20 protein-coding genes are annotated in these 22,379 nt (G+C 36.4%); 2 read left to right on the forward strand and 18 right to left on the reverse strand.

The window, feature by feature from the left end; translation table 11 throughout:
- Nucleotides 1-2,221, reverse strand: a 2,221-nt coding sequence (locus JHK62_RS06280) for a Cna B-type domain-containing protein (RefSeq protein ID WP_199575920.1), incomplete at its 3' end; no start/stop codon positions are given.
- A 395-nt stretch (nucleotides 2,222-2,616) separates the two neighbouring features.
- Here JHK62_RS06280 and yaaA point away from each other — a divergent pair.
- Nucleotides 2,617-3,345: a peroxide stress protein YaaA gene (gene yaaA, locus JHK62_RS06285; protein WP_199575921.1), complete on the forward strand. Its 729-nt coding sequence runs from the start codon at nucleotides 2,617-2,619 to the stop codon at nucleotides 3,343-3,345.
- An 88-nt stretch (nucleotides 3,346-3,433) separates the two neighbouring features.
- Here the strand turns inward: yaaA and nrdG are convergent, their stop codons facing one another.
- The 17 genes from nrdG to mutS all read right to left on the reverse strand — a co-directional run bounded on the left by nrdG (nucleotide 3,434) and on the right by mutS (nucleotide 20,447).
- Nucleotides 3,434-4,033, reverse strand: a complete 600-nt coding sequence (nrdG, locus tag JHK62_RS06290; RefSeq protein WP_199575922.1) for an anaerobic ribonucleoside-triphosphate reductase activating protein — start codon at nucleotides 4,031-4,033, stop codon at nucleotides 3,434-3,436.
- 2 nt (nucleotides 4,034-4,035) lie between these two features.
- Nucleotides 4,036-4,539, reverse strand: a complete 504-nt coding sequence (locus JHK62_RS06295; RefSeq protein ID WP_199575923.1) for a GNAT family N-acetyltransferase — start codon at nucleotides 4,537-4,539, stop codon at nucleotides 4,036-4,038.
- A gap of 8 nt (nucleotides 4,540-4,547) precedes the next feature.
- The gene (locus tag JHK62_RS06300) at nucleotides 4,548-5,480 is read right to left on the reverse strand and encodes a Gfo/Idh/MocA family protein (protein ID WP_199575924.1); all 933 of its coding nucleotides are present in this window, start codon (nucleotides 5,478-5,480) and stop codon (nucleotides 4,548-4,550) included.
- 13 nt (nucleotides 5,481-5,493) lie between these two features.
- Entirely contained in the window at nucleotides 5,494-5,637 is a 144-nt protein-coding gene (locus JHK62_RS06305; RefSeq protein ID WP_199575925.1) for a hypothetical protein, read from the reverse strand.
- A 62-nt stretch (nucleotides 5,638-5,699) separates the two neighbouring features.
- Nucleotides 5,700-7,865: an anaerobic ribonucleoside-triphosphate reductase gene (gene nrdD, locus JHK62_RS06310; protein WP_199575926.1), complete on the reverse strand. Its 2,166-nt coding sequence runs from the start codon at nucleotides 7,863-7,865 to the stop codon at nucleotides 5,700-5,702.
- Between the two features lie 132 nt (nucleotides 7,866-7,997).
- Entirely contained in the window at nucleotides 7,998-9,626 is a 1,629-nt protein-coding gene (locus JHK62_RS06315) for a glycosyltransferase family protein (protein ID WP_199575927.1), read from the reverse strand.
- 137 nt (nucleotides 9,627-9,763) lie between these two features.
- Nucleotides 9,764-10,063, reverse strand: coding sequence for a DUF1292 domain-containing protein (locus JHK62_RS06320; RefSeq protein ID WP_199575928.1), 300 nt, complete (start codon nucleotides 10,061-10,063; stop codon nucleotides 9,764-9,766).
- A 24-nt stretch (nucleotides 10,064-10,087) separates the two neighbouring features.
- On the reverse strand, nucleotides 10,088-10,507 hold the full coding sequence (gene ruvX, locus JHK62_RS06325; RefSeq protein ID WP_199575929.1) for a Holliday junction resolvase RuvX: 420 nt from the start codon (nucleotides 10,505-10,507) through the stop codon (nucleotides 10,088-10,090).
- On the reverse strand, nucleotides 10,504-10,773 hold the full coding sequence (locus JHK62_RS06330; protein WP_199575930.1) for an IreB family regulatory phosphoprotein: 270 nt from the start codon (nucleotides 10,771-10,773) through the stop codon (nucleotides 10,504-10,506). The genes ruvX and JHK62_RS06330 overlap by 4 nt, the downstream gene beginning before the upstream one ends.
- Nucleotides 10,774-10,988: 215 nt before the next feature.
- Nucleotides 10,989-11,387, reverse strand: coding sequence for a transcriptional regulator Spx (gene spx / locus JHK62_RS06335; protein ID WP_199575931.1), 399 nt, complete (start codon nucleotides 11,385-11,387; stop codon nucleotides 10,989-10,991).
- 80 nt (nucleotides 11,388-11,467) lie between these two features.
- Entirely contained in the window at nucleotides 11,468-12,604 is a 1,137-nt protein-coding gene (recA, locus tag JHK62_RS06340; RefSeq protein ID WP_199575932.1) for a recombinase RecA, read from the reverse strand.
- A 42-nt stretch (nucleotides 12,605-12,646) separates the two neighbouring features.
- The gene (locus JHK62_RS06345) at nucleotides 12,647-13,888 is read right to left on the reverse strand and encodes a competence/damage-inducible protein A (protein WP_199575933.1); all 1,242 of its coding nucleotides are present in this window, start codon (nucleotides 13,886-13,888) and stop codon (nucleotides 12,647-12,649) included.
- A gap of 44 nt (nucleotides 13,889-13,932) precedes the next feature.
- Nucleotides 13,933-14,496: a DNA-3-methyladenine glycosylase I gene (locus JHK62_RS06350; protein WP_199575934.1), complete on the reverse strand. Its 564-nt coding sequence runs from the start codon at nucleotides 14,494-14,496 to the stop codon at nucleotides 13,933-13,935.
- A 9-nt stretch (nucleotides 14,497-14,505) separates the two neighbouring features.
- Nucleotides 14,506-15,102, reverse strand: coding sequence for a Holliday junction branch migration protein RuvA (gene ruvA, locus JHK62_RS06355; RefSeq protein ID WP_199575935.1), 597 nt, complete (start codon nucleotides 15,100-15,102; stop codon nucleotides 14,506-14,508).
- Between the two features lie 12 nt (nucleotides 15,103-15,114).
- Entirely contained in the window at nucleotides 15,115-17,076 is a 1,962-nt protein-coding gene (mutL, locus tag JHK62_RS06360; protein ID WP_199575936.1) for a DNA mismatch repair endonuclease MutL, read from the reverse strand.
- A 66-nt stretch (nucleotides 17,077-17,142) separates the two neighbouring features.
- Complete coding sequence (locus JHK62_RS06365; RefSeq protein WP_199575937.1) at nucleotides 17,143-17,724, reverse strand: TMEM175 family protein; 582 nt, start codon at nucleotides 17,722-17,724, stop codon at nucleotides 17,143-17,145.
- A 185-nt stretch (nucleotides 17,725-17,909) separates the two neighbouring features.
- Nucleotides 17,910-20,447: a DNA mismatch repair protein MutS gene (gene mutS / locus JHK62_RS06370; protein ID WP_199575938.1), complete on the reverse strand. Its 2,538-nt coding sequence runs from the start codon at nucleotides 20,445-20,447 to the stop codon at nucleotides 17,910-17,912.
- Between the two features lie 239 nt (nucleotides 20,448-20,686).
- On the opposite strand from mutS, the gene argS reads away from it, so the two are divergent.
- Nucleotides 20,687-22,375 carry an arginine--tRNA ligase gene (gene argS, locus JHK62_RS06375; protein WP_199575939.1) on the forward strand — a complete coding sequence of 563 codons (1,689 nt, stop codon included), beginning with the start codon at nucleotides 20,687-20,689 and terminating at the stop codon, nucleotides 22,373-22,375.
- The last annotated feature ends 4 nt before the right edge of the window (nucleotides 22,376-22,379 follow it).

The following is a 22,379-nucleotide window of genomic DNA, read 5'->3' on the forward strand; positions in this document are numbered from 1 at the left end:
CTTTATCACCTGTTGGTTGTCCATTGGCTAACAGATTAACAACAACTTCTGTTGGACGTTTACCATCTTGGTTATTAGCATCATCCCAAATTTTCTTACCTGAAATTTGTGTCACACTTGGTAAGTGAGTGTTAGTAATTGTAACATTACCAGCAGTCAGTGGACCAATTTCTGAAGTATAGCCAGTAACTGTTCCTACCTCTTGAACAGAGTAAACAATAACCTTACCGGCAGCTTTTTCTGGTAAATCTGACCATGTATATGACCAGTTATCAGTAGCAGTTACATCAACTGCATCCCCTGATTTTTCACCATCGGCATAAAGTTGGACTTTAATGCTGTCTGGACGGATACCATCTTGGTTGTTATTATCAATCCAAGCTTTAGTTACTCTAATGCTTGTTTTACCAGGTTGATAACTATTGGTAATGTTGAAGCCCTCGTAAGTTGTTGTGTATTCTGCGACAGCATCTTCTGTGACAGTATAAACAATCTTCTTACCTGCTTTATACTCATCTAAATCGGTAAATTCATATGCCCAGTCATTAGCAGCTGTGACAGTCACTTTTTTATTCGTTGGTTGACCATCTGCTAGGAGGTTGACAACGACTGAATCCGGACGTTTACCATCTTGGTTGTTAGCATCATCCCAGATTTTCTTACCTGAAATACTAATTTTACTTGGTGTATGGTTGTTTGTAATATCATAACCAGAAACAACTGCGTCATATTCTGGAACAGCCTCTTCAGCTACAGAATATTGAATAGGAGTTCCTTGAGCATCTCTTGTATCAAGGTCATCAAAGGTATAAGCCCAACCTTTTGCCACATCTGTGGTGACTGTTTTACCTGTATCAGCACCATTAGCTAGTAATTTGATAACAATTTGTGCTGGACGTTTACCATCTTGATCATCGTTATCGTTCCATGTTTTTTGACCACTAATAGACGTCTTGGCTAATTTGTTGGTAACTGTCTTCATAGCAACTTTACTACTATCAAAGTCATTTGGAGTGATTTCAATATCAGTAGTTAAAAGTTCATAACCTGCAGGTGCAGTCACTTCTCTAAGGATGTAATCTGTCTTTAAAAGACCACCAACTGTAGCATTACCATCAGGACCTGTTGTCAATGTGCCAACAACTTGACCGTTAGCTTTACGGATAACATCAAAAACAGCACCTTGAAGAGGAGTGTTACCATCTTCAGAAACTTTATGAACACCAACAGTATAGACATAACCTTCAGCACTACCACCAGCCTCTAGATAACGATAGGCTGCATCAGTTGTCGTTGTGCCATGTTGTTCAGCATCTAACGTCGCAAGGTTTTTAAAAAGTTCACCATCAGTAGGAGTATAAGAAATCGCCACTTGATAATTTATCATGAAATTATCAGTTTCTGAAATATTACCTAAATCAACAGAAAATGAATTAGTGGCATCATCAAAGTTTACAGTATAATCTTGAGTAACCTCATGAAGACCTTCTAATCTCCAGTCTCCTTGCACAAAATCCCACTCACCTTTATAGATACGAACACTGTCTTTTTTGTAAGTTATACCAGCACTTTGAAGTGCATCTTTAATCACAACTTGTCTAAGTGATTCTTTTGAACGGTTAATCGCAACTGAAAAGTTCCCCGTTTGTGGGTCCCCGTTTTCTGCCCAAGCAGCCTTTTCTAATAAATAAGCTGGTGGTCTTATAACACCTTGATAATTAAGTTTACCAGCATTAAAACCTTGAGAGCCAACTTGAATATTGACATCTATAATTTCTGCAGTGTCGATAACTTTAAAGTCAACACGTGAATAGAAAAAGAGTTTTCCGGTAACGTTTGAATGAGTTTCAACATAATCAGTGTACGTTAGTACTACCTGTTTGGTATCAGGATTAATCACTGCATTTGCAACTAGATTTCCAGCTGGATCTTTTACTTCAAACGCTGTTGTTTGAGGAAAAGTCAACTTGTCTGGTAGTTGAATAGTGGTGGTATCTCCTTGATGAACCGTATTATCAGGTAGTGCAAAGTCCGCATTAACCCTAAAGTTAGTCCATTGACCAATTGTATCAGGTAAAGCACCTCCTGATTCACTAGTCAGCGACATACCTGTAATAACATTATCATGCTCAGCTGCATCAACATGTGTAGCTTTGATAAATGAGAAGGTTGTTATTACCAACGCCATCAATGCTAAAACTTTTAATAGTTTTTTCTTCATTGTTTTTCCCTTTCTTTTATATTTTAAAGATTTAAAAATGGTAAATAATAACAATAACATTTGGGCTTTATGGTAATGAAATTATCTACAATTTTTAAGTCTTATAAAATATATTAACTGTCCATAGCAGTCACTCTCATTCTAATACTTTTTTATAAAAATTACAACTGTTTTAACCCATAGTTTCAAAAGATTACAGCAGATTTACAAAAATTATATTATTAATAGCTATATTTCAAGTGAAATGTTAATTTCTATATAAATTGTTTTTTCGCTAGTTCTCTTAGTGATCATTTTTAGTATGAAAAAACCAGTCCTTCTTCTTATAATCTTTATTCTTGCGATAACTTGACTTTTACCTAGAATATCCTAAAATAGAAAAAAAGGAGAAAAAGATGAAATTTTTAATCCCTACCGCCAAAGAAATGACCGAAGACATTGATAGTAAATCACCTCTTAAAAGTCATCCAAAAACCGATGCTATCCTCGCTGAACTGACAAAAATGTCACCTGAGGAATTAGCTCGTTTCTATAAAATAAAACCAGAAGCTGCTAAAAAAGAGTACGAACGCATTCAAGAGATAAAACATGAAACAGCAAAATATTATCCTGCTATTTTTCTCTTTAATGGATTGATGTATCGTTATATCAATCGTTTTGCCTTCAATCAAGATGAATTAAATAGGCTATCTAGTGATGTCTTGATCTCCTCTTCTTTGTATGGCATTATCCCTGCACTCACACCAATTGCGCCTCATCGTTTAGACTTTTCACAAAAACTGACAATTGAAGGGACTCCATTAAAAAAATATTGGCAAGCTGATTTTGATGCCGTCTATACGCCAGACGAAACCTATATCTCGCTATTATCTAGTGAATTTGAAGACATATTCTCCAAACCCATTCGAGAACAGTTGATTAAAGTGGTCTTTATGGAAGCTAAAAATGGACAACTCAAAACGCATTCAACCATATCTAAAAAAGGACGTGGAGCATTTTTATCTGAAGCCATTAAAAAAAATGCTGACAATTTATCGGGTCTCAAAAAACTCACTTTCGATGGCTTTACTTACCAAGAAGACTTATCAGAACCCCAAAAATTTGTTTTTGTCAAAAAAATATAAAAAAAGCAGAAAACGAAATGAACTGCACCTCAATTGTTAGATTTTTGTCCAACTTTTGGGGTGCAGTTCAAATTGTTTTTTCTGCTTTTTAAATTAAATGATCTCTAGACACTTGTTCATAGCTCGCTTTACCGTCATTGAGTTTTTCCCAGATAACCACTGAATTGCTGGCTAATGATTTTTTAACATCAATAATACGTTGATTAGATGAGCCTCTAAACTGTAGCATTAAATTTTTCTTCGTGATATCAAAACGACCATCTACCAAGATGTCCACATAGCTCAGTAATTCTAGTTTATCAGGTGTTTCAAGCATCATTTCTTCCCAAGTATAGCCTGTCCAGGACCAAATATCTTTTTCAGGCAATTCTTTTTTAATACGTTTTACCAAAGGCAGTAAAATACCCGTATTCAAAAAGGGTTCTCCTCCCAACAAAGTAAGTCCTTGCACATAAGGTTGAGCCAAATCAGCCATAATCTGCTCTTCTAATTCTTTTGTGTAGGGCACGCCATTTCGAAAATTCCATGTTGCTTGATTATAGCACCCCTTACAATGAAAGAGACAACCACTGACATAGAGCGAATTTCTGACACCTTCACCATCAACAAAGTTAAATGCTTTGTAGTCTGAAATGTAGCCTTGGCTGTAGTCTCCACTTTGCCATTCTTTAGGTTTCGGATTATTCATCTTTATCCCTCCAAATCAATCCAATAACGTTCTACATTATCATGAGTATCTTCATAACGACCACCACAAGCTAGGATGGTCTTTTTACTGGCTAAATTATCCTTATGACAAGTTAATAACACAGATGTGATGTTTTTGGCCTTAGCTAGTTGTAGCCCCTGTCTCAGTTGTTCTTTAGCATAGCCTTTCCCACGTTCCGTTGGTCTGATACTATAGCCAATGTGACCGCCTTTTTGCTTTAGGTAGTCGTTCAAACGCAGACGGAGATTTAAAAAGCCAATGGCTCTGTTGTCATCGTCAAAAGAAACCAGCTGAATAGAAGGGACAAACTGGCTAGGAATATTAATTCCCATTTCATACTCACGATTTTGTTGCAGCCAATCACTGTAAGAAAACTCACGAGGATTCCAAAATCCACCATCATGCTGACTCTTTTGGTCTTCAAATTCTTTAATCATTTCTAAAATAGTTGCTTGATCATCTACATTTGGTCTTCTTAACTGCATGATATCTCCTATTTTGGTAATAGTACTGATAATTCTCCCATATCACTTTGTGCATCAACTATTTGTTGACAAAGGTAATGGCTTAATAAGCTTGATGTCTCTGAAACAGGATTAACACCTGTTTTAACAGCCTCTATGAAGGCTAAGACAATCGATTCAAACCCTCTTTTGTATAAGGTTCTATCCCATGCACTGTAATTTTGCTTAGTTTGTGTGCTATCTTCATAGATGGTTAGATCGGATAATTCTTCCACGTGAAGAGTTTTTTCAGGGAGTTGGACGTCAACAATTTCCCTTCTTGAACCTGATTGGAGATTCATACCTACTATAACAGTTTCTGTTTTGGAAACCAGTGTCACTGTCACTTGGCTTAGGAGACCATTATTTTTGTGGTAATGAAACCAAGCTCGCTTGGGAGGATTATCCATTAAAAAAATAGCTGTGTCTAAAGGATGAATGAAAAAATCAAAGACTTTAAACACCAAGTCCCCCGGACGATTAACATCATTTTTTTCAACATAAATCTTTGTCTTGTTGGTTTCTTCTTTCAAAGCAGCCACACGTGGTGCAAACCGACGATTAAAACCAACCATCAAAAACGTCTGATGAATGCTCGCCAAATCATAGAGCTCCTTGGTCTCCTCATAATTTTGTGTCACGGGTTTATCCACATAAACAGGAATACCACGACTAAGAAACAAAGCGACAATTTCACGATGAGAAACAGTTGCCGTGTGGATGAAGATGCCATCCAAGGTGGCATCAGCAAGTTCTTCTAATGAAGCGTAGGTTTTAACATGCGAAAACAGATGAGCTGTTTGATGTAAAACCTCTTGATTTCTGGTGAATAGATGCCACTCAACTTCAGCCAACTGACGCATATAAGGTAAATAAGCTTTTTGAGCAATCGACCCCAAACCAACAATTCCTATTTTAAGCATGTTAGACCTCCGATTAGTCTTTATTAGTCTTTTTTTCTATGAACCGTTCCTTTAAAGCTTTAACACGCGCCTTTTGATCACCTTTTACACGGGAATTTTTCTCGTGAAAACGCTCCACTTGTTTTTGCCCTTTGTAATCGAGTTGATATTTTCCCATTAGTTTCTCTTTTCTTTTTTCTGTTAAAATAGGTTGCTAAATAGCAACCTATTTATTATTTTTTAGTTTAGTTTCATTGTTGAGCCATTCATATGTTTCACACGTGACGCAATTTCTTTATGACGACCATTAACCATTGGTCTTGCTTGTGGATTACCTAGATAACCACAAGTGCGTTTCACCACATCCACTGTTTTTGGATCAGTATTGCCACAGCTAGGGCATTTAAACCCACGTTCTGTCGGTTCAAAATCGCCTTCAAAACCGCACTCATAGCAATGATCAATCGGAGTATTGGTACCTAAATAGCCAACACGATCATAAGCATAATCCCAAACAGCCTCTAAGGCTTTAGGATTTTGTTGTAAAACAGGGTACTCACAATAATGGATAAAGCCACCACTTGCTCCAGTTTCTGGATAAACTTTTTCAAAATCTAATTTTTCAAATGGTGAAGGGTTCTTACGAACATCATAGTGGAAACTATTAGTATAGTATTCCTTGTCTGTAATGTTTTCAACGATACCAAACTTCTCAGTATCTAAACGACAAAAACGGTCTGTCAAACTTTCTGATGGTGTTGAATAGACAGAGAAATGATAACCAAATTCATCTGACCAGTCCTCACACAAGCTCTTCATTTGATGAATGATGTCAATCGTAAAGTCTTTTGCTGCAGGATTGGTTTCCCACTCACCACCATAAAAGACCGTTGCCACTTCATATAAACCGATATAACCTAGAGAAATAGTGGCACGACGATTCTTAAAGAGATCATCAACATTGCCATCTTTAGCAAGACGTTTCCCAAAAGCACCATATTGATATAAAATTGGGGCATTTGCTGGTGTTGCTTCTTTAACGCGTTCCACACGATAAACAAGTGCATCTTTGGCAATAGCCATACGCTCACTAAAGATATCCCAGAACTTTTCAATATCTCCTTGAGATTCTAAAGCAATACGAGGAAGGTTAACAGTGACAACACCAAGATTCATACGACCAGAAGTGACATCATTGCCATTTTCATCCTTCCACCCTTGAAGAAAACTACGGCATCCCATTGGCACCTTAAACGAACCAGTTAATTCTATTATTTTATCATAGGATAGCATATCTGGATACATGCGTTTTGTTGCACATTCTAAAGCCAATTGCTTAATGTCATAGTTTGGAGAATCAGGATCTAAGTTAAGACCACGTTTAACAGTGAAAATCAATTTAGGAAAGATTGCTGTGCGTTTTTCCTTCCCAAGCCCTTCAATACGAATTTTTAAAATCGCTTTTTGAATTTCACGCTCAAACCATCCTTCTCCTAAACCAAAACCAAGAGAAGTAAACGGTGTTTGACCATTTGAAGTGAAAAGGGTATTGATTTCATACTCAAGACTTTGCATGGCATCATAGATGTCTTTAAGAGTTTTTTCACGAACATAGTCTTCTCTTTTATCTTCATCCAACCATTTTTCAGCATCTTTCATATGCTTGTCATAGTTAAGCTTAGCATAAGGCGCTAACACTTCATCAATACGGTCAGCAGAACACCCACCATATTGACTAGACGCTACATTAGCGATAATTTGAGAAATTTGAGCTGTCGCTGTTTGGATAGATTTAGGACTTTCAACATCTGCATTTCCTATTCTAAAACCAGTTTTTAACATGCCTTCAAAATCAATCAAACAACAGTTGGTCATTGGCGTATAGGGACTATAATCCAAGTCATGGAAATGGATATCCCCCTTTTGATGAGCATTTGCCACGTGTGGTGGTAACATTTTAAGACCAATAGATTTACCAACGATTCCAGCTGTCAAATCACGTTGCGTATTAAAAACATTGCTATCTTTGTTAGCATTCTCATTAACCACACTTTGATCTTTATTGATTAGTTTATCAATTGTGTAATTAATATCTGTTGCTTTGGAGCGATCAAAATCACGCTCTGTTCGGTAGTTGATATAGGCTTTTGCAATCGCATATTCGTTTGCTTCAAGTAGTTGATGTTCAACAATATTTTGAATTTCATAGATTTTAACATCTTTACTAAAACGTTCAAAAATTTCAGTAACTACTTTTTCAGTAACCTCTTTTAACTTTTCTTCTACAAACGGAGTTAAAGGAGTCACTTGATTACTTGCTTTTAAAAGCGCTTGAAAAATTTTATCAGTTTCAAAGGCGACCTTTCTACCATCACGCTTAATAACTGTAATGAGTGATTTGACCATTTCTTTACCTTCTTTTCTAATTGTTAATTCAAGAAATATTATAGCATAAGCAAAATAAAAATCAATCGTTTTCAGCAAAAAAAATCAATATGTTGTGTTTAATTTTTAAAAAAGACACAACATATTGATTTTTTAAGGGTTTAACTGGTACACTGTCAAGTGCTCTATATTTTCAAAAGAAACCTCCTGATAGTGTTCTTCAAGTGTATTTCTTACCAACTGAGGAAGTTCTAAATTGTTATTTAAGACAACGTAGTGTGCCTTATTTTGTAATAACTCATCTTCTAATCTCTTTTGATTGACAGCATCAGAAGTATTGATAAGAGGAAGAGCCAGATGGGAACTTGACTGACGCTGGCTATCTTGATAAATAGTAGCAACAGTATCCCAGACATAAATGGAATCATTGTCTGCCGTATTTGTCGCAATATAAGAAGCAATCATTTCTCTTTCTTGATGAAGAGAGGTGTCGATAAGGTAGTGATACACCGGTAAACCAAGACCATAACCCATCACCAAGACTGGGACAAGAAAATGTTTTAGCATGAAGGCACCAAAGCCTTGAATATCACTATCGTTTGGCAGGTGTTGACGATGATGAGTATGTTCAAATTCTTCAACACTTGTATCTTCAAAACGACGATTTAAGAAAAGAACGGTTAGTATGAGACCAAATGGAATCATTGGTAAAAGATGATAGGCTTCAAAACTTTTTGTCAGAATCGTTAAAATGAAATAGAAAAGTGCTGATAAGAAGAAGACCCATTTAATGGCATGATTTTTTGTTCCTTTTCCAAGTAATAATGGGAAAACCAAAACACCTAGTAACAAACCTGAACCAAGAGTAGCAACTAGATAAAAACCTAAACTGTAAACTAGTGTTTCAAAACTATTAGTAATAGAAGTGACTGGGTAAACAACGGTTTGTTGTAAATAGGGAACAATAACTTGCATGTTGAAGGCTATAAAACCAACAGTATAAAAAACAAGAAGTAAGCCAAAGATTAAACACAACAATTGATAAAATCCTCTGGCAAAATAACGGTGAGCTAAATTATAACTACTTAAAACAACAAGCGCAATAAGACCAAACAATAAGGCTCTTGAATCAAATAAAATAGCAAAAGCACATAAAATCCCATAAAGAATGAAACCTTCATCCTTGGCTTGTCCTTTAAAATAATTTAGTAAAAACCATATGGCTGGTAAAAAGAATAAAAAGGCAAACTGGATGGGATATAGGCCACCAAATCCTAAAGTAACATTTAAAAGATAAAAAATCGAACTAACAGAAAGGGCAAGAACACTTTTTTGACTAAGTGAAACAACTATTTTATACAGATAAACACCTGAAACATAGAACGATAATATTTGGACAGGTAAGAGCCAAAGGTTACTTCCCACTAGATAGGTGAAAGAAATTGTCAAGTAATATAAAAATCCACCTGTTGCAAAAAGATCTGTATAGGGGAGTTGCCCTTGTGTTATCATGAACCCCGTATATAAATTTTGCGTTTGAATCCCATTGGCAAAATTTGAGAAGAATGGGATGACAATACTAAACAGGGAAATGATTAGACTAAAAACAAGTAAATAAAAATGATGAAAAAACGGTACTCTTACTTTAGTTTTTTTCATCCTTGGTTTTTTGGTTGGCGTTTTTTTAGTTCTTCTACTAAGATGAGTGTCTTGATTGACCTCCTCCAAGGTAGACAAATCTGAAAACTCCTCACGATAACTTTCTAAGGGGGTTGATGACATTGATACACTCTTTCCTTCCTGAACATTCTTATTATTTAAGTATAGCAAAAACTTTTGATTAGTCAATTTCTTATTGCCACTTAAAAAGCACCTTGAAGTTTGTCAAGGTGCTTTTTATAAGACTAGTATCGCCTTAATTATTCTTCCATAAAAGTATTAAAGACTTCTTCAATCATATCCCATTCAGCATCAGAATCTGCTGGTATTGGCTCAAGTTCTCCTTCTGTGCCATCTTCATTTTCAGTGAAGGCATAAGCTTGAATTTCAACTTCGCCATCTTCATCTTCTTGTGCACCAGCAGGAACTAGTAGGACATAATTTTTACCGAATTCTTCTGTGCCATCAATTGTTAGAAGGATTTCAAATAAAGTTTCATTGCCTTCTTCATCCACTAATGTAATCACATCATGTTCTTCGTGGTTATGTGTTTCTGTCATATTTTTCCCCTTTATATGAATTAATCAATAGATGCGATCCAGATAATTTTGCAAGATTAACTGGGCAGCTAATTTATCAATAACTTTTTTGCGTTTGCCTCTACTAATATCTCCCTGTTCTACAAGCATTCTTTCTGCTTCAACGGTTGATAGACGTTCATCTTGATAGATGATAGGTAGACCAAACAACTCTTCAAGACGCTTTCCATAAGATTGACTAGCTTCAACTCGTGGACCACTGGTATTGTTCATATTTTTAGGAAGACCAATCACAAATTTTTCCACGCGATATTCTTTAACTAATTCACGCAAACGATCAAAGCCAAACTCTTCTTTTTCTTCATTGATTTTGATGATTTCAAGACCTTGTGCGGTGAAGCCAAGTGGATCACTAATAGCCACACCCACTGTCTTTGAACCAACATCTAATCCCATTATTCTCATTTGATATCAATACCATTTCCTTTGAGATAATAAAGAACTAGCTCTTCTGCTATTTCATCTCGTTCATATTTACGTATTTGATTTCTAGCATTGTTGTAACGAGGAATATAAGCAGGGTCACCACTTAGCACATAACCAACAATCTGATTGATTGGATTATAACCTTTTTCCTCAAGAGAACGATAAACCGAAGTCAATGTTTCGCTAATTTCTTTTTTATTGCTATCATCCAAATTAAAGCGAACTGTTTCGTCTGTAAAGCCCATGCTCACACCTTCTTTCGTTATTAAAGTATTACATTTTATTATACTATATTTTACATTATTAAACAAGAATAAAACACTACTTAAACACTTGTCACCAACTACGAAACTCTTTTTAAACCATCACTTAAAAACAATTCTCTCTCAAGATTAACAAAACCTGTCTCTTTACAGGGACAGGTTTCGTAGATATATATTCTTATAATAACAACATTAACTTATAGAGCTGCGCGTAAGCGGGCTTGCTCGTTTTCGATATTACGAATAGAACGAGGAAGGAAAGCTCTAATATCATCTTCTTTATAACCAACTTGAAGACGTTTGTCATCAATCAAGATAGGACTTTTTAGTATCCTTGGATTGGCTTGAATCACTTTAACCACCTCATTGATACTCAAATCATCAATATTAAAATTGAGGGCTTTGGCATATCTGTTTTTTGAGGAGATAATACTTTCAACACCACTCTCTGTTTTGGATAGAATTGCTAAAATTTCTTCTTTAGTTAAAGGCTCTTTCCCTAAGTTTTGCTCTTTATAAGGTAATTTGTGGGCATTTAGCCACGTTTTGGCCTTTTTACAACTTGTACAACTTGAAATCGTATAAATTTTGATCATGTCTATTCTCGCTTTCTACCACATGATACTAACATTGTATCACAAAAGACTCTATTTGAAAGTCGGTCTTTAGACTGATTTTATTCTTCTATCTCAATACTATCAAACTCTAAGGCAATCTCATCGTTAGCTTCTTCTTTGGTTTCTGATGGGAGGTCTTTAGGAGTATCGTCTTCAATAAGCCCAAATTTAATGCGTACTTTACGGTCAATTTCATCAAAGACATCTGGATTATCTGCAAGGTATTTCTTTGCATTTTCTGATCCTTGACCAATTTTAACACCATCATAAGAGTACCAAGCACCCGCTTTTTGAATGATATCAAGCTCACTAGCAATTTTCACTAACTCACCAGTGCGTGAGATTCCCTCACCATACATAATTTCAACAAGGGCCACTTGAAATGGTGGAGCAACCTTGTTTTTAACCACTTTAATTTTGGTTTCTTTACCAATATTACTATCTTTTTGGTCTCCTGAACCTTTAATTTGTGTGTTTCCTCTGACATCTAAACGAATAGAAGAATAAAATTTAAGGGCACGGCCACCTGGAGTTGTTTCAGGATTCCCAAACATTACTCCTACTTTTTCACGTAATTGGTTAATAAAAATAGCAATCGTTTTTGTTTTATTAATAGATGCTGATAATTTTCTCATGGCTTGACTCATCATACGAGCTTGTAAACCAACATGACTATCTCCAATATCACCATCAATTTCAGCACGAGGAACCAAGGCTGCAACCGAGTCGATAACAACGATATCAACGGCTCCTGAATCAATCAATTTCCCAGCAATTTCTAGTCCTTGCTCACCTGAATCTGGTTGTGATAAAAGAAGCTCATCAATATTAACGCCTAAAGCTTGTGCGTAAGCTGGATCAAGGGCATGCTCTGCATCAATAAATGCTGCGATACCACCATCTTTTTGAGCTTGGGCAACGGCATGTAAAGCGACTGTTGTTTTCCCTGAACTTTCTGGTCCAAATATTTCAACAATTCTACCTTTAGGATAACCACCAACACCAAGAGCAATATCTAGTGCTAAACTCCCTGAACTCATGATTTGAACTTTTTGTTCAGCACGCTCACCAAGACGCATTACTGCGCCCTTACCAAAATCTTTTTCAATATCTTTCAAAGCATTGTTAAGCGCTTTTTGTCTTTCATCACCAAATTTTTTGGTAATTTCTTCTGTTTTCTTTGATTTTTTTGCCATTGAAATCTCCTATTTTCTATACTTGTTACATTATACTAAACTTTATAGCTTTAATAAAGCCTGACGCAAAATATTAAAGGAATACATGGTTGCAATGTGGCGAATATCTGAGCGACTGCGCCCTCCAATCATTATTTTTTGAGAAAAAACAGCATCTTCAGTGGCTAAACCAATATAAACAGTGCCGACTGGTTGTCCTTCCAAAGTCTCTGGTCCGGCAACTCCCGTTAATGACACACCAAAATCAGAATCTGTTAGTCGTCTACTCTGCTCTGCCATTTTTTCAGCAGTAAAAGCACTAACAACACCATTGTCTTTTAGGTCCTCTAACGAAATGCCTAACATCCGTGATTTTTCTTCCAGGCTATAAGTTACAAAACCACCTTTAAAAACAGAGGAACTACCTGGAAAATCAGCTATTTGCGACTGAAACAAGCCAGCGGTTAAACTTTCTGCTGCTGTGATGGTCTTCTTTTTTTGTCGAAGCATCTCAAAAACAACTTCTGCTAAAGAATTGTCATCCCCATAGCCATAATGATAGTTTTTGAGGGTGGAAGTATTTAAAATCTCATGTTCCAACTTATCTAATTTCTTGTTAGCCTCTTCCTCAGTTTTGGCTTTTGTTGATAGTCGTAAGGTTACCTCCCCAATTTTAGCATAAGGTGCCACGGTTGGATCTGTCTGGTTAGCAATAATATCTGACAACTCGGTGACTAAACGACTTTCACCAATCCCAAAAAACCTTAAAACACGTGAATATAATATGGCTTCATTTTTTAACAAAGGAAGCAAAAACTGAGTGACCATTGGTTTTAATTCGCTAGGTGGCCCCGGTAAAACAACATAAGTCGTCTTATCAACCTCAATCATACTTCCTACAGCTAAACCTGTAGGATTTTTAATGGCTTTAGCGCCCAGAATGATTTGAGCTTGACGATCATTGTTGGCTGTTCGTGAGGCAGTTGGTCTTGTGGCAAAAAAAGCATCTAATTTGGTCATTGCTTCTTGATCAACGATTAAGGGTTTTTCCAAAAACTTAGCTAAAACTTGCTTGGTCAAGTCATCCTCTGTGGGGCCTAGACCACCACACAAGACCACAATATCACTGCGTTGTTTTGCGATAGACAAAACAGATAGCAACCGTTCTTCATTATCACCTACAGCTGTTTGAAAATAGACGTCAATCCCATTTTCAGCAAATTTTTCTGATAAAAATTGCGCATTAGTATTAACAATCTGTCCCGTTAAAATTTCTGTCCCAACTGCTATAATTTCAGCCTTCATAACAAGTGCCTCACTCTCTTATTCGTAAACAATTATCGTTTTGATTAAAAATGATTAGGATTAAAAGAACAATCCACCTCATGGTCATTGACTAACCCAGCCGCCTGCATAAAAGAATATATCATGGTAGGTCCAACGTATTTGAAGCCTCGTTTTTTTAATTCTTTAGCAATCTGTTCTGATAAGGAAGTCTGACTTGGAGCGTCCTGATAATGACTAACTTTGTGGTCAAGTGGCTGATGATTGACAAAAGACCAAATGTAAGCATCAAAAGACCCAAATTCTTTTTGAATCTGTAAGAATTGTTGCGCATTGTTTCTTGTCGCAAATAGTTTGCCACGATGTCTAATAATAGCGCTATTAGATAACATAGCCTCAAGCTCTTCATCTGTCATGGCTGCTACTTTAGCAATGTCATATTTTTTAAAGACCTGATTGAAGGCTTGACGTTTATGGAGCACGGTTGTCCAAGAGACTCCTGACTGATAACTTTCTAAACAAAACAATTCAAAAAGAGCTTGTTCATCATGTAAGGGTTGTCCCCATTCGGTATCATGATAAGTCCTATCTAACACATCATTCGTTTTAACCCAACCACAACGTTTCATTGGTTTCTCCTATTTGATAAGCATTTTGAGAGCTGCTTTAATATAGTCTTGTGTTGTCTCAGTCGTCCCCTCAAAGAAGGTATGAATTTTTTTCAACTCGCTGGCTTTATAACCTAGAGCACTCAAGGCTTCCATCGCTTCTTCTAAAGCATGATTGGTAGAAGACGTTTCTTTCGTATTAGTTTTCCCTTTATTAGTTGTTGTTGTTTCAGCAAACTTACCAGCCAAATCAAGAATCATTTGTTGCGCCGTCTTTTTGCCAATTTTAGGGAACTTCATCAAATAAGTGATGTCCTTATTGTCAATGGCTGCAACCAAGCCATCATTATCATCAGCTGCAATGATTGCTAAAGCAGACGTCGGGCCGATCCCTGTCACTGAAATAAGGTTTAAGAAAATTGTTTTTTCTTCTTCATTATGAAAACCATAAAGCAGTTGAGCATCTTCTCGAACAACTTGGTAGAGATAAATTTTGATTGCTTGATTAACCTGATTTGAAAAGCTATAAGGGTTTGCCACGTGGATGATGTAGCCAATGCCTGACACCTCAACGACAATGTATTTAGCGGTTATTTTTGAAAGGGTTCCTTTAATATAGTCGTACATTATTTCTCTTTTCTAATATTTGCCTTGTTCTCTCAAACTTTTATGATTTTCTTGAATACGTCGGAACATTTTTTCCATATCTGAATTTGAAAAACTCACTAGAACTGGTCGTCCATGAGGACAGTTGTATGGATTTTGACACTGAGCCAGTTGATTGATTAAGTGTCTTGCTGAATAATCATCTAAAGTATGATTAGCCTTGATACTGCGTTTACAACTCATCATAATGGCTAGTTCAGCACGGTAAGTTTTAATAGAGACATGATTCGTTAAGAGTAACATATCACACATCTCATAGACGCCAGACTCAATCTCCTCTTCCTTAAACCAGATAGGGTGTTCTCTTAGAATAAAAGTATTTTCACCATAAGGCTCTAAATGAATACCCACTTGATGAAGTAGAGACATCTTTTCTTGCAGATTAATAAAATCATCCGTTGGAAATTCAAATAAATAGGGCATTAACAACTGCTGTAAACCAGTATTAACCTCAGCAATTTTATCACGATAATACTCATATTTTATTCTTTCTTGAGCAGCATGTTGATCAATAATATAAAGTCCTTCTTTTCCTTGAGCAAATAAGTAGGTGCCATGCATTTGCCCGAAGTACTCTAATTCTGGAAAGATAGAAGTCTCCTCATTTTCAAGATTATCTAATAGGGTTTTAAGTTTACTACTATTTGTAACATCAATCTCAGGATGTTCACTATTGAAATCATGCCAATGGGTACGATTTGCAAATTTAACAGATGGCGATCCCTTGACAGAGTTGTCAAGAGAGTTGTCAACCTCAGGCCTTTCTTGAACAGTCTGATTCTCTGCAACAAACGTATCGCTTGCTTCTTTTGAATCAATAAAGAAATCCTGTCTGTCCTTGTCATAATAAAGGTTGGTTTGTTTTAGGGAGAGACTGGTTTGCACCGGTTTAGGAAAACCACGAGTACTTGATTTCGCTAAATTTTCAAGCGCATCTGGAATCAAATCGTGTTCTTGTAAACTCTCAAAGATAGCCGTTTTAATAAGAGACATTAAGTCTCCTTCCTTCGAGAGTCGCACCTCTTGTTTGGTGGGATGAACGTTGACATCAGCTAGATAGGGATCTATTTGAATATCAATGACAGCTATCGGAAAACGCCCAACCATTAATTTACTACCATAACCATCAATAATGGCTCGATTGAGTAAGAAGTTTTTAATATAGCGACCATTAATTAAGATCGTGATATAATTACGGTTTGCTCTTGTTAGTTCTGGCAGGCTGACGTAGCCTGATACTTCAAAATCCAGATTGGACGCTGAAATGGGCACCATTTTTTTCGCAGTACTAACACCATAAATACCTGCTATTGCTTGATGTAAATCACCACTACCAGCTGTTCTGATTAATTCACGACCATCACTAAATAGGATAAAAGACACTTCAGGATGAGCAAGACTCAAACGGTTAACGACATTAACGATATGAGCTAGCTCAGCTTGTAAACTTTTCATATATTTTAATCGCGCAGGCGTATTAAAAAAGAGATTTTCAACAATAATCTTTGTGCCTACGGGTGTTGAAATGACCTCTTCTTGTTCAATTTGACCACCGTTTGCAATCAATAACGTGCCTCCTTCTTCGAAAGCCGTCGCTGTTTTAATGGTCATTAAACTGATTGATGCGATTGATGGTAGGGCCTCACCACGAAAACCTAATGTCCTAATTCGAAACAAATCCGATTGGCTTTTAATTTTACTAGTGGCATGTCGCTTCAAGCTTAAAGCGACATCTTCTTTGGCAATACCATCACCATTATCTGTCACTTGGATTTTTTTCAATCCTGATTCTTCAATGTCAATAGTAATCTGTGTGCTTCCAGCATCAATAGCATTTTCTATCAATTCTTTCACAACACTACTTGGACGTTCAATCACCTCACCTGCCGCAATCTGATTGGCGAGTGTTTCTGGTAATTCAATAATTTTAGGCATAATAGTCATCACCTTTTCTAAGATTCTCATCACTATATTTTATCAAGATAGTGACAATCATTCATATTACAATTCTTCTTCTAGGATTTTGGCCACTCGTTTATCTGGGATAAACCACATAAGAGCAGCAATAACATAGATTATTTCAGATCCCATAGTAAAAAATGGGCTGATTAAAATAGAGATCACATATAATAAGACAGTTGATTTTCCTTTTAAATCTCTACCAATGATTCTTTTCAAGAGAGCACTTCTTTCACTATATTTAACCACTTGATGTTGTAAAAAAAAGTAGGCTAAAGCCGTTACTAATAAAATCAAACCGTACGTCATAACTGGAATATGACTGGAATAAAAACGACTAATCCAGCCTGTTCCAAAAGGAATAAGAGACATAAAAAACAACCATAAAGAATTTGACCATAGAATTTTGGCATTGACTCGATTAATAGTTGATAATAATTGATGGTGGTTGTTCCAATAGATAGCCACGTAAGTAAAACTAAGGATATAAGAAGCTATGTTGGGAATTAAATTAAATACCGCTTGAAGTGAATCTATCTCGGGACTTTTTAAATCAATCACCATAACGGTTATAATAATGGCTAAAACACCATCGCTAAAAGCTTCTAATCTTGATTTTGTCATCACATCAACCTCCTTTAGTAATTTTTGTAGGGGTGATTTTTATCTTGTTATTATTTTACTATTATACCACACTAAGAAAAGAAAGAAATTGAAAGAGTTTGAGTGTGGTAAGTATAACTAATGAGCCACAAAACAAGAAACCACCAGCTTCTTTTTTGTGACTCATTATAACTATTTTTACTTGATCATTTCAAATGCTTTTGCAAATCCAGCAACTCATTCAAGGCTTCCATTGGTGTCATATTCATCACATCAAGTGATTTGAGACGATCTAAAATGGCTTGTTGTTCTTCTTCAAACAATGTTAATTGTTGGGTTTGAGTGTTAGTTGTTAATTCTTTCGCTGAAACTTTTGGTACCACAGCGTGTGACTCAAACTGAGTCAAAAGAGTGTCTGCCCGTTTGAGTAGTGTTGTTGGTAAACCAGCTATTTTTGCCACATGAATCCCATAAGATTTATCAGCAGGGCCATCTGCTATCTTATGAAGGAAAGTCACTTCACCATTTTGTTCTAATGTTGATACATGAACATTAACAAGATGTGTCAAGCTAGTTGACAGACTTGTCAACTCATGATAATGGGTCGCAAACATCGTTTTTGCTGCTATGTGGTTATGAATATATTCAATAATAGCTTGGGCAAGAGCCATACCATCATAAGTAGCAGTCCCTCTTCCCAACTCATCAAATAAGATGAGTGAGTGTTGACTGGCTCTTTTAATAGCGTGATTGGCCTCCATCATTTCTACCATAAAGGTTGACTGACCTGAAATCAAATCATCTGCAGCTCCTATTCTGGTAAAAATGGCGTCAAAAATTGGAAGGTCAGCTGATTGAGCGGCTACAAACGAACCCATCTGTGCCATGACTATAGTTAAGGCGAGTTGTCTCATATAGGTTGATTTCCCACTCATGTTTGGTCCAGTAATGAGTTGGATGTTTGTTGAGGCATCAAAGGTAATGCTGTTTGGAATGTATTCTTGTGTTCCCATAACTTTCTCCACAACAGCGTGACGGCCTTGCTCAATTTGAATTTGACCAGTTTGGTTAAAGTTAGGACGCACATAACGATTGTTTTCAGCCACTTGTGCTAAGCTTTGTAAAACATCAACTGTCGCAATCTGTTTGGCAAGTTTTTGTAACCTAGAAATGTACTTTTCTACTTGACTTCTCACGCGCATGAAAATATCATATTCTAGCTGAGAAGAATAGTCACGCGCTTCAAGCATTTCTCCTTCTATTTTAGCTAATTCTGCTGTCCCAAAACGCTCTGAATTCTTCAAGGTTGCCTTTCTGAAAAAATAGTCAGGCACAAGGCTCAGGTTAGAATTAGTAACATGGAAATAATAACCGTCTTTTTTGTTGTAATCAATTTTTAGGGTTGAAATGCCTGTTGCTTCTTTTTCTTTAGCCTCAATATCAGCAATCCAGCTTGTCCCTTCTCGCATAATCTTACGGTAATGGTCTAGTCTATCATCAAACCCTGTTCTGATAATATTACCTTCAGTGATTGTTGCTGAAGCATTTGTGTCTATTGACAAACGAATCAATTCTTCCAATTCAGACAAGGGATCCATTTGATTGACAAGACCTTCTAAACTAGGATGAGAAAAACTTTCTAAAATGGCCTTGATGTATGGGACTTGAGCCAACGTGTGGCCTAGTTGAAGCAAATCTTTGGGATTAGCTTTTCCAAAAGAAACACGACTCGCCAAGCGTTCAATATCATAAACACCTTTGAGGCTTTCTGTTAAGTCACTACGCTCAATGAATTGTTCTAGAAACACTTGAATGATGTCTTGTCTTTGTTCAATCATTTGGTGATTGATAAGTGGTCTATCAATCCATTGACGCAACAAACGCATCCCCATAGCTGTTTTTGTGTTATCCAGCAACCAAAAAAGACTCCCATGTTTTTTATTGGTTCTAGCATTTTCTAGTAAATCCAAACTACTTTTTGTGGTATAGGTCATCTGAAGGTAATCTTTAATCTCATAATGAACTAACTTTTGCAGATGGCTCAATTCACGCATCTGCGTTGTTTTAATGTAGTAAAGTAATTTAGACGCAGCTGACACTTCTATCGGATCAAGGTCTAAGTTGAGTAAAGGGTGACTTTCTTCTTGAGGTTGGTAAGAAACAATCACGTTCATTTTCTTTTCAAGAAGGGCCTGATTGTCTTCATCGAGCTGGTAACCTACCACCACTTCTTTGGCTTTTAGGTTTAAAATTTCACTGCAAACACTTGCAAAATCTGGTAAAACGGTCGCATAAAACTCACCTGTTGAGACATCCATATAAGATAAACCAAATTGTTTCTGGTTGGTGTCAATAGCAATCAGATAATTGTTTTTAGCATCAGGCTTTGAAGAGTCAACTGCTGTTCCTGGAGTCACCACTTGAACAACCTCTCTTTTAACCACTCCTACCGCCTGTTTTGGGTCTTCCATTTGTTCAGCAATAGCTACCTTATAGCCAAGTTCAATTAAAACATCAATATATTGCTGGGCAGAATGGTAGGGAACACCTGCCATTGGTATGGGATTTTCGGCATTTTTATTACGACTGGTTAAACTGATTTCAAGAATCTGTGCTGCCTTGACGGCATCCTCATAAAACAGTTCATAAAAATCTCCCATGCGAAAGAGTAAAAAGGCATCCGGATAATCTTTTTTGATGTCGAGATACTGCTGCATCCCTGGAGAAATTTTTTCTTTTGTCATGATAAGTCCTCATCCATTTTCTAAACAAACACTAATTATAATATATTTCATTTTATCATAAATCAAACATGTCATAAACTGTTAAAAATGAAAACAACTAATCAAACAAGTTTCGCATTTACAATTTTAAATAAATTTTAAAAAAACAAGATATTTTAAGGCTAAAATAAAGATATACTTATCAGCAAGCCTTTTTTATGTTAAAATATAAGAAACAACTAAGAGTTTAGGAGTCAAAGATGGATACAAAACAACTTATTGCTAAAAAAATTACCGCTGTGGCTGATTTAGAATTTGAAACAGTCTTTAATCTACTTGAAGTTCCAAAAAATTCAAGCATGGGAGATCTTGCTTTTCCAACTTTTTCCTTAGCTAAAGTGCTAAGAAAAGCACCACAAATGATTGCCCAAGACATTGTAGAGAAAATGGATAAAGAGGGCTTTGAAAAAGTAGAAGCTGTTGGGCCCTACATCAACTTTTTCTTGGACAAAGAAAAACTATCTCATCAAATTTTGAAGAGTGTTATTGAAAAAGGTGATGATTACGGTCAACAAACCGTTGGAGAAAACAGGAACATTGTCATTGACATGTCTAGCCCAAACATCGCAAAACCCTTCTCAATTGGTCACTTGCGCTCAACAGTTATTGGGGATGCTCTATCTAATATCTTCCAAAAAATGGGCTATAAAACCATTAAAGTCAACCATCTAGGAGACTGGGGCAAACAATTTGGAATGTTAATTGTGGCTTACAAAAAATGGGGTGACAAAGAAGCTGTTGAAAAAGACCCGATTAATGAATTATTAAAACTCTACGTTCGCATTAATGCTGAAGTCAAAGACCATCCAGAACTTGATGATGAAGCAAGAGATTGGTTCTTAAGGCTTGAAAATGGTAATCAAGAAGCACTTGAGTTATGGCAATGGTTCCGTGACGAAAGTTTGGTTGAATTTAACCGTATTTATGACTTAATGAAGGTTTCTTTTGACAGTTATAACGGTGAAGCTTTCTACAATGATAAAATGCAAGAAATTCTTGATTTGTTAGCTGAAAAGAATCTCTTACAAGAGTCTAAAGGTGCTCAAGTCGTTAATTTAGAAAAATACGGTATTGAACATCCAGCTCTGATTAAAAAATCAGATGGTGCAACCCTCTACATCACTCGTGACTTAGCTGCGGCACTATACCGTCACCGTCATTACGATTTTGCTAAAGCTGTCTATGTTGTTGGACAAGAACAAGCGTCTCACTTTAAACAGTTAAAAGCTGTTTTGTCTGAAATGTCTTATGACTGGAGCGATGATATCAGCCACGTTTCCTTTGGTTTAGTAACAAGTAATGGGACTAAGTTCTCAACACGTAAAGGAAATGTTATCCTACTAGAGCCGACTATTAATGAAGCTATTAATCGTGCACTTTCACAAATTGAAGCCAAAAATCCTAACCTTGAAAATAAAGAATATGTTGCTCAAGCTGTTGGTGTGGGTGCGATTAAATTTTACGATTTAAAAACAGATAGAACGAATGGCTATGATTTCAATCTGGAAACAATGGTTTCTTTTGAAGGAGAAACTGGTCCATACGTTCAATATGCTCACGCACGTATCCAATCAATCCTTAAGAAAGCTAACTTTATCCCAGACGCTAATGGTGATTACAAGCTCAGTGATACTGATAGTTGGGAAATTGTTAAGTTGATTCAAGACTTCCCTCGCATTATTGCAAGAAGTTCTGATAACTTTGAGCCATCTATCATTGCCAAGTTTGCCATCAACTTAGCTCAAAGCTTTAACCGCTTCTACGCTCATACGCGTATTTTAGATGACAGTCCTGAACGCGATAGTCGTTTAGCCCTATCTTATGCTACTGGAGTGGTTTTAAAAGAAGCTTTACGCTTATTGGGTGTTGAAGCGCCAAACGAAATGTAATAAA

The sequence above is a fragment of the Streptococcus pacificus genome (genome assembly GCF_016481305.1).
In the GTDB taxonomy this organism is placed as follows: Bacteria; Bacillota; Bacilli; order Lactobacillales; family Streptococcaceae; genus Streptococcus; species Streptococcus pacificus.

Excerpts from the sequence above, each read along its gene's own strand:
- ruvX (WP_199575929.1), bottom strand. The coding sequence starts at position 10,507 with ATGAGAATAATGGGATTAGATGTTGGTTCAAAGACAGTGGGTGTGGCT.
- recA (WP_199575932.1), bottom strand. The coding sequence starts at position 12,604 with ATGGCAAAAAAATCAAAGAAAACAGAAGAAATTACCAAAAAATTTGGT.
- JHK62_RS06315 (WP_199575927.1), bottom strand. The coding sequence starts at position 9,626 with ATGTCATCAACCCCCTTAGAAAGTTATCGTGAGGAGTTTTCAGATTTG.
- JHK62_RS06350 (WP_199575934.1), bottom strand. The coding sequence starts at position 14,496 with ATGAAACGTTGTGGTTGGGTTAAAACGAATGATGTGTTAGATAGGACT.
- nrdD (WP_199575926.1), bottom strand. The coding sequence starts at position 7,865 with ATGGTCAAATCACTCATTACAGTTATTAAGCGTGATGGTAGAAAGGTC.
- JHK62_RS06300 (WP_199575924.1), bottom strand. The coding sequence starts at position 5,480 with ATGCTTAAAATAGGAATTGTTGGTTTGGGGTCGATTGCTCAAAAAGCT.
- spx (WP_199575931.1), bottom strand. The coding sequence starts at position 11,387 with ATGATCAAAATTTATACGATTTCAAGTTGTACAAGTTGTAAAAAGGCC.
- ruvA (WP_199575935.1), bottom strand. The coding sequence starts at position 15,102 with ATGTACGACTATATTAAAGGAACCCTTTCAAAAATAACCGCTAAATAC.
- yaaA (WP_199575921.1), top strand. The coding sequence starts at position 2,617 with ATGAAATTTTTAATCCCTACCGCCAAAGAAATGACCGAAGACATTGAT.
- mutL (WP_199575936.1), bottom strand. The coding sequence starts at position 17,076 with ATGCCTAAAATTATTGAATTACCAGAAACACTCGCCAATCAGATTGCG.
- argS (WP_199575939.1), top strand. The coding sequence starts at position 20,687 with ATGGATACAAAACAACTTATTGCTAAAAAAATTACCGCTGTGGCTGAT.
- JHK62_RS06365 (WP_199575937.1), bottom strand. The coding sequence starts at position 17,724 with ATGACAAAATCAAGATTAGAAGCTTTTAGCGATGGTGTTTTAGCCATT.
- JHK62_RS06330 (WP_199575930.1), bottom strand. The coding sequence starts at position 10,773 with ATGGGCTTTACAGACGAAACAGTTCGCTTTAATTTGGATGATAGCAAT.
- JHK62_RS06345 (WP_199575933.1), bottom strand. The coding sequence starts at position 13,888 with ATGAAGGCTGAAATTATAGCAGTTGGGACAGAAATTTTAACGGGACAG.
- nrdG (WP_199575922.1), bottom strand. The coding sequence starts at position 4,033 with ATGAATAATCCGAAACCTAAAGAATGGCAAAGTGGAGACTACAGCCAA.
- JHK62_RS06320 (WP_199575928.1), bottom strand. The coding sequence starts at position 10,063 with ATGACAGAAACACATAACCACGAAGAACATGATGTGATTACATTAGTG.
- JHK62_RS06295 (WP_199575923.1), bottom strand. The coding sequence starts at position 4,539 with ATGCAGTTAAGAAGACCAAATGTAGATGATCAAGCAACTATTTTAGAA.
- mutS (WP_199575938.1), bottom strand. The coding sequence starts at position 20,447 with ATGACAAAAGAAAAAATTTCTCCAGGGATGCAGCAGTATCTCGACATC.
- JHK62_RS06305 (WP_199575925.1), bottom strand. The coding sequence starts at position 5,637 with ATGGGAAAATATCAACTCGATTACAAAGGGCAAAAACAAGTGGAGCGT.